Source organism: Streptomyces cahuitamycinicus (assembly GCF_002891435.1).
GTDB lineage: Bacteria > Actinomycetota > Actinomycetes > Streptomycetales > Streptomycetaceae > Streptomyces > Streptomyces cahuitamycinicus.
This window is the reverse complement of sequence record NZ_POUC01000422.1, coordinates 1-6,884: the sequence shown is the minus strand read 5'-3', so window position 1 is coordinate 6,884 and position 6,884 is coordinate 1. Positions and strand designations below refer to the sequence as shown.

The following is a 6,884-nucleotide window of genomic DNA, read 5'->3' as shown; positions in this document are numbered from 1 at the left end:
GTGGGATGGTGCGTGGGGTTCGGTGCGGGACGGGGCAGACCCGGTGGCGCAGTGGGCGGCGGACCGGGCCGGGGCACGGGCGCGCGGGCGGCCAGTTGCGGGGAACGGGAGCGTGCCGCGTGGGTGCGGGCGCTCAGCGGCCGGCGAGTCATGCCCAGACGGCGGCCGACCTCGTCGTAGACGTCGTTGCCCGCGCGCGGCCGGATCGCGACGACGTGGATCTCCTTGTGGTGGGCGGACTCCGCGGGCGCCGGCCGGACGGCGTAGACGACGCGCCAGTCCTTGCGGGAGTCCACGAACAGCTTTCGACAGCCCTCCAGGTCACCGTCGAGGCGCAGCCCGAAGCGCTGCGCGTTCACGACTTCCTGCAGGTAGGCAAGGGTGAGGTCGCGTATGTCGCTGGGGGCCTGGAGAAGATCGGTCAGCGCGCGCGGATCGAAGCTCAGTCCGAAGGCGGGCTGTCCCTGTCCCGCGGTCATGACGCCGGCTCGTCCTGGTCAGCGGCTTCCGCCGTGGCCGCCGTCTCCGTCCGTACGGACGGCGGCGGACCGGGCAGGAGACGGTGTGCGGGCCGGTCGGGAGAGGTCATGCAGGCCGACAGCGGGCCGCCGGGTGCGCGGATCGCCGCGACGGCGTGGGTGAGGAAGTCTCGGTGCCACACGAACAGGCCGGAGAGCCCGGCTTCGGGGTCCTTGTGCTGCTGGTAGGCGAGCCACAAGGCATGGAGCCAGGCCACGACGTCGTCGTGCTCCTGCCACTGCAGGCACCAGGGCGCCGCGGTGGTGACCTCCGCCCCGTAGACCGGGAGGAAGAAGTCGTCGACCCAGTCGGACAGGGCGTCGAGTTCGTCCTCGCGTTCCTCTCCGTCCAGTTCCAGGATCGGGCGGGGCTCCGGTGGAGCGGCGGCCGGCGGGCCGCCGAGTCCCGGCATGCCGAACGCGGCGGACAGTGATCCACTCGGCGACGGGGCGGACGCTAGGTGGTCGAGCTGCTGAGCCTGTTGCGCCGACTGCTCCATGAGCCGCCGCACGCTCGCCTCGATTCCCTCCAGCTGTGGATCCGGAATACGAATCGGCTCCAACTCTCCATCATTGGCAGGCTTTGCGGATTCGGGCATTGAGAAGTTCGGCCTCCTACGAGACGCGGAATGAGAGAAGTGCGGGGGCGCCCTCGCGCGGCGCCGCCAACGGATTGCACGTTCCTCCGGCGGTATTTCGCCAACGGCTGCGGTGGGAGCTGGTCGCCTTGGCGACGGGCAAGGACGCGGCTCAGGCGGTGAGAACCACGTCGTCCTGCGCGAGGGTTGCGCGGATCGTCTCGGTGAGCCGGTCGGCCGCGATCGACGCGTAGTGCTCGGTCTTCTCCACGCCGATGAAGTCCCGGCCTTCCAACAGGGCGGCCACGCCCGTGGAGCCGGAGCCGGCGCAGAAGTCGAGGACCGTGCCGCCCTCGGGGCTGATCTTGACCAGCTCGCGCATCACCTCGACCGGCTTCTGCGTGATGTGCTGGCGCTTCGCGCCAGAGGGCTGCGAAGCCGAGTACATGCCAGGTAGATAGACGGGGTTGCGGGAGCCGTCGATCGGCCCCTTGCTGGCCCAGACGATGAACTCGCAGTTCTGGGTGAACCGGCCCTTCTGGGGCCTGGCCTGCGGCTTGTGCCAGGCCAGGACACCGCGCCACAGCCATCCGGCCGCCTGGATCGCGTCCGTCGTCGTCGGGAGCTGGCGCCAGTCGGTGAACAACAGGGCCGTTCCGCCGGTCTTGGTGAGGCGGTGGGCCTCGGTCATGATCTGCGTCAGCCAGAACGAGTAGGACCTCTGGTCCATGTTCTCGCCGGTGAAGTCGGCGAGGTCGTTCTTGGCGTCGGCCGAGGTGTACTTCTGCTTCGCGGAGCGCGTGGTGCGCTCCTTCGCGGTCCGGCCTCCGCTGTTGTACGGCGGGTCGGTGATGACGGAGTCGACGCAGCCGTCTGGAAGGCCGGAGAGAACGGCCAGAGCGTCGCCCTGGTGAAGGGAAAAAGGCAAAGAGGAACCCCGATTCGGGTTGCGGAAACGCAGAGGGAAATAGCCCCCTCGCGCAGGAGTCATCGCGGGCCGGAAGTGGGCATGCAGAAGCCCAGGGCCGCAGACCGAGGAGGGCGAGGGGGAGTCCAAAAACTGTAGAGGCGAAACCGCCGACGCCCAAGAAGTGCCCTGTCGAGGTATCGGTTTCCGGCACCTCACGCCGACTTTTTGGTCAACCGCCGATCCGCGCCTACTGTTTTTGAACCGCCCGGCGCACACCGCCGCTGGCCACTCCCCTGCCACACCTCACGGAGGTACCCCTTGCCCCGGCACACCTAGCTCACGGTCCGGCCACGCGGAGCGAGCGGCAACTCGCCCCGCACCGGCCCGTCCCGATCGCCCACCCCGGCTGCCGCGCCCTTCCGAGACGCCTCGCGCACGCGGTACGCCGGACACCTCACCCCCAAGGACCCGTTCATGACGTCTCGCTACCCACCCATGCCCGAAACCGCTGACCGGCGAGCGGTCCGCTCGGATTGAAGGGGCTCGCCGCCGGCATCGGCGTCGTCTTCCTCTCCCCGCTCCTGATCGCCGGCACCGGCATGATGCTGGCCTCCTCGGCCGACGCCGTGCAAAGCAGCGGCTCCTTCAGCAGCTGCCTGAGCGACATCGACAGCGACAAGGTCGCCGAACAGGTCACCAAGATCCTCGACGGCGCCTCCGGCAAGGACGTGCACGTCGAGGGCCTGGACCTGCCCGCCGAGCAGGTCCCCAACGCCCAGACGATCGTGGCCGCCGGCCTCTCCCTCGACGTCCCCAAGAAGGGACAGATCATCGCGCTCGCCACGGCGATGCAGGAGAGCCGACTGCGCAACCTCGCTTACGGCGACCGCGACTCCCTCGGCCTCTTCCAGCAGCGCCCTTCCCAGGGCTGGGGCAGCGCCGAGCAGATCCGAGACCCCACCTACGCGAGCGAGCAGTTCTACAAGCACTTGCTCAAAGTGAGCGGGTGGCAGCAGATGACCGTCACACAGGCCGCCCAAGCCGTGCAGAAGTCCGGCCTGCCAGACGCGTACGCGCAGTGGGAAGAGCTCGCCACCGCGCTGCAGGCCGCCATCGCCAAGACCTTCCCCGGCGGCGGTGACGCGGACGGCAAGGGCACAGACCAGGACAAGAAGCCGTCGACCAGTACGACCGGCTGCGCGCCGGGCGAGGACGGTTCCGGCTTCGGCCGCATCCCCGAGGGGAGCGTCCCGAAGGGCTACTCGATCCCCAAGGACGCCCATCCGAGGGCCCGTAAGGCCATCACGTGGGCGATGCAGCAGCTCGGCACGCTCTACCAGTGGGGCGGCTCCTGTACGAACTCGCACGGCCCCGATCCCATGGGCCGCTGCGACTGCTCCAGCCTGATGCAGCAGGCGTACGCGCATGCCGGCGTCACGCTCACCCGCACCACGTACACGCAGGTCAACGAGGGCAAGGCGGTCTCGCCCTCCCAACTTGAGCCCGGGGACCTGATTTTCAGTCGGGGCACCGCTGCACGGCCTGAGCATGTCGGCATGTACATGGGCGAGGGACTCGTGATCGAGGCGCCGCGCACCACCAAGCCGGTCCGGATCACCCCGATCAAGGACTGGACGATCCTCGCCGCCCGCCGCGTCATCTGACCCCGGTCAGCCCGCAGGCCCGCGAGCCGCCGTCACCAGGACCTCGCTGGTGGTCAGCCCGATAGCTGGGCTCGGTGGCCAACTCCCCATCTCTCGCGATCGCTTCGCCCGACGGCCGCCCAGCAGGACGAGCCGACGGCCCACTCCCTATCCTCCAACACCCCGGAGCATCCACGTGACAATCCACTCCCGCGTCCGGCGCGCCCTCGCGGCCAGCTCGATCGGCCTCGCAGTTGCGGCCGGCGGCCTAGCCAGCGCCTCCACAGCTCAGGCGTACGACACCGGCCACACGACGATCTCGTGCAAGGCGGTCAAGGTCCGCAAGGATCCTTCGAAGAAGTCCACCGTCGTGGGCATCGCTTACCGGCACGACAAGGTCGCCTATGACCAGTTCGCGTACAAGCGGGCAGAGAAGACCTGGTACACCCGCGGCGCGGTGACCCGGAAGTCCGACGGCAAGAAGATCCGCGGGTACATGATCTACGACTGCGCCAACCCGTACGAGTCGAACCCGGCGCCGAAGCCGTCGACCCCGAAGTAGCACGCCCCGGCCGCCCTCCCTGGCCCCGAGCCGGAAAAGCGGCTTCGAAGCCGCGCCCCGGCCCGAGGAGTGGCCTCTCCCCGCCTTTGCCCGACGCCGGTCAGGGCGGGGCGCCGCCGCGGCCACTTCCGCGCTTCGAGCGCACCTCCCCCTCCGCTTTCCCCTTTCCGACCGGACCGCGCCTGGCCCGCGTATGCAAGGAGCCCTGCCACACCTATGTCCGTCCCTCTCGCAGACCGCGTCATCCAGCTTGCCTACGACCCAGGAATCTCACCCAAAGGCGGCGGACTGCCCGGGCTGAGTGTGCTGAAGAACGTCGTCAACAGCATCAACATGTTCGGGATCATCGCCGTCGTCGGTGCCCTCGCCGTCTCGCTCGGCGTCTGGGCCTGGGGTCACCACACCGGTGGTCACCAGGCCGAGGCCAACGGTAAGAAGGGCGCGGTCGTGGCCGCCGGCGCTGCCCTCGGGTTGGGTGCCGCGAACGGAATCGTGGCCTTCTTCTCCGGTCTGGGGTCTCAGGTCCATTGATGCGGAAACGATCCCCCTCCTTTTCGCTGTCCTCGTACGGTTCGGGCTGGTCGGCCAACCGGCGCATCGCGATCGTCACCTGCGTAGTCGCCGCCCTGCTCGCCATCGCCGGGATCGTCGCCCTGCTGACCGGCGGTGGGAACAGCCACCAGGCCCCGGACGAGGCCCGGCCTGCCCCGGCTGACAGCCCGTCCTCCTCCGAGGCCGCCCCGAAGCCTTCCTCCGGATCCGGTTCGGTGCCCAAGCCTCCGCAAATTGCCGAGCCGGTCGCCTACGCCAAGGCGGCGGCCCGGATGCTGTGGTCCTACGACACCCGCGACACCAGCCGCGACCAGCAGCTCGCCGGCATGCGCGCCTGGATGACCACGGAGACCAAGTACGCCGACTGGGCCTCGGTCACCGGCCAGGTTCCCGATCCAGTGCTGTGGTCGCGGATGGCCGACCAGGACCAGCACGCCACCGCCAGCGTCACCGAGGGCCACTACCCGTCCGCATTCAAGGCGGCCCTGGCCGACGACCCGTCCGCGATCACCGAGGCGTACATCTACGTCGTCACCGTCAACGGCAAACAGACGCTCAGCTGGAAGAAGGGCGGCGGAGGGGCCGAGGAACGGGCCGTGACCCTCGCCGTCCAGTGCCGCCCGAACCACGACTGCACCCTGGCCGCCATCGCACCGAGCGTCACGCAGTGACCCGCGCCTGACACAAGAATGGAGGAGTAACTCCCCGTGGGTTTCTGTGATTTCCCCCTGGCAGACAAGCTGTGCGCCGTCGGTGACGCGGTCGACTTCGCCTCGGACCCCGCCAAGGCCATGGGCGACTGGATGGCGAAGTCCGCCGGTGAACTGGCAGCCGCCGCAGCCGACCTGGCGGCCGAGGCCGTCAACACCACCACCAAGGTCGACCTGAACGCCGCGTGGTTCCGGGACAACTACGAAATGTTGCTGCCGCTGGGCCTGGTTCTGCTGGTCGCGACGTTCTGCGCGCAGCTGGTCCGAGCCGCCGTCAGGCGCGACGGACAAGCCCTGACACAAGCGTTCACCGGCACCATGTCGGGCGTCCTGTTCGCCTTCTGCGCCATCGCCCTGACCACGGTCGCCGTCGAAGTGGTCGACGCCCTGTCCGCCGGCCTGCTCAAGACAGCGAACCTGAACATCGAGTCGGCTGTGCGCCGCATCGTGAAGGTCGGCCAGATCCCGGGCCTGTCCGCACTGGGCTGGCTCGTGTCGGCAGTCGCCGGTCTCGGCGCCGCCATCGGCGCGTTCCTCTACTGGTGCGTGATGATGGTCCGCAAGGTCGGCATCCTCGTCATGGTCACCCTGGCCGTCTTCGCCTCCGCCGGCGGTGGCTGGGAGGTCGCGCGCCGCTGGCGCAGGGGCTGGATCGAAGCCACCGCCACCCTCGTCGTCTCCAAGCTGCTGATGACCGTGATCTTCGTGCTCGGTATCGCCGCCATGGGCAAGACCGAGGCCGGCGATGGTATCGCCGCTCTGGCCGACGTGATGTCCGGCATCGTGATCATGATTCTGGTGTTGCTGTGCCCGTACGCCGTCTTCAAGTTCGTGCACTGGGCAGCCGACGGCACCGACGGCGAGTCCATCCACCGGGCCGGTGGCGCTGGGGCCCAGATGGCCAAGGCTCACGCCGAGAAGGCCGCCCGTAAGACCGCCGCCGCTGCGGCCACCGCCGGAACCGGTGGCGCTGCCGCCGGAGCAGGCGCCGCAGCGCTGGGCAGTGAGACTGCTGCCGGAGGCGGTTTCCCCGGCGACATCGCCGCCAACCCGACCGGCGGAGGCGGAGAGGGCAAGGAGGGATCGCAGAGCGGCGGAACGGGTGCCTCGCCCGGCGGCGACGCGGTCAAGTCCGGCTTGGAGAAGGCCGTCCAGCCCGCGCCGACGAGCGTGTCCGACGACACCAGCGGCCAGGTGGGCGGCAGCCCGGGGCCTGGCGGATCCGGCGCGAGTGCCGCGTCTGGGCAGAGCGGCGGATGGCAGTCCACCTCGCCGACCACAACCCCGCCGCAACAGGGGGCACCGCCGTCCTCCGGCACGCAGAACACCCCGTCCAGCGGGGCGAGCGGACCCCCGCCGCCTCCGACCGGCCTCTGATTCCCTGACCGACCCCCGGGGGGCGGGATATGCA

The 6,884-nt window shown here is 69.6% G+C and carries 8 protein-coding genes; 5 read left to right on the top strand and 3 right to left on the bottom strand.

Going from position 1 to position 6,884, the window contains the following annotated elements; translation table 11 throughout:
* The 3 genes from C1J00_RS35400 to C1J00_RS35390 form a co-directional block, all read right to left on the bottom strand.
* The coding region (locus tag C1J00_RS35400; protein WP_102913041.1) for a hypothetical protein at positions 1-479 on the bottom strand (479 nt) is incomplete at its 3' end.
* Complete coding sequence (locus tag C1J00_RS35395; protein WP_180989812.1) at positions 476-1,018, bottom strand: DUF4913 domain-containing protein; 543 nt, start codon at positions 1,016-1,018, stop codon at positions 476-478. The genes C1J00_RS35400 and C1J00_RS35395, both read right to left, overlap by 4 nt.
* Positions 1,019-1,268: 250 nt before the next feature.
* The gene (locus C1J00_RS35390; RefSeq protein ID WP_102913039.1) at positions 1,269-2,024 is read right to left on the bottom strand and encodes a DNA-methyltransferase; all 756 of its coding nucleotides are present in this window, start codon (positions 2,022-2,024) and stop codon (positions 1,269-1,271) included.
* 515 nt (positions 2,025-2,539) lie between these two features.
* On the opposite strand from C1J00_RS35390, the gene C1J00_RS35385 reads away from it, so the two are divergent.
* From C1J00_RS35385 to C1J00_RS35365, 5 genes are all read left to right on the top strand, one after another.
* Entirely contained in the window at positions 2,540-3,670 is a 1,131-nt protein-coding gene (locus C1J00_RS35385; RefSeq protein WP_102913038.1) for a C40 family peptidase, read from the top strand.
* Positions 3,671-3,845: 175 nt separating this feature from the next.
* Entirely contained in the window at positions 3,846-4,211 is a 366-nt protein-coding gene (locus C1J00_RS35380) for a hypothetical protein (protein WP_102913037.1), read from the top strand.
* A 216-nt stretch (positions 4,212-4,427) separates the two neighbouring features.
* Positions 4,428-4,742, top strand: coding sequence for a DUF6112 family protein (locus tag C1J00_RS35375; protein ID WP_011031268.1), 315 nt, complete (start codon positions 4,428-4,430; stop codon positions 4,740-4,742).
* Positions 4,742-5,434, top strand: a complete 693-nt coding sequence (locus C1J00_RS35370; RefSeq protein ID WP_102913036.1) for a hypothetical protein — start codon at positions 4,742-4,744, stop codon at positions 5,432-5,434. Before C1J00_RS35375 ends, C1J00_RS35370 begins: the two co-directional genes overlap by 1 nt.
* 36 nt (positions 5,435-5,470) lie before the next feature.
* Positions 5,471-6,850, top strand: a complete 1,380-nt coding sequence (locus tag C1J00_RS35365; RefSeq protein WP_102913035.1) for an SCO6881 family protein — start codon at positions 5,471-5,473, stop codon at positions 6,848-6,850.
* The last annotated feature ends 34 nt before the right edge of the window (positions 6,851-6,884 follow it).

Bases quoted from the DNA above. Each gene is read 5' to 3' on its own strand.
- C1J00_RS35395 (WP_180989812.1), bottom strand. From the start codon at position 1,018: ATGGAGCAGTCGGCGCAACAGGCTCAGCAGCTCGACCACCTAGCGTCC.
- C1J00_RS35375 (WP_011031268.1), top strand. From the start codon at position 4,428: ATGTCCGTCCCTCTCGCAGACCGCGTCATCCAGCTTGCCTACGACCCA.
- C1J00_RS35370 (WP_102913036.1), top strand. From the start codon at position 4,742: ATGCGGAAACGATCCCCCTCCTTTTCGCTGTCCTCGTACGGTTCGGGC.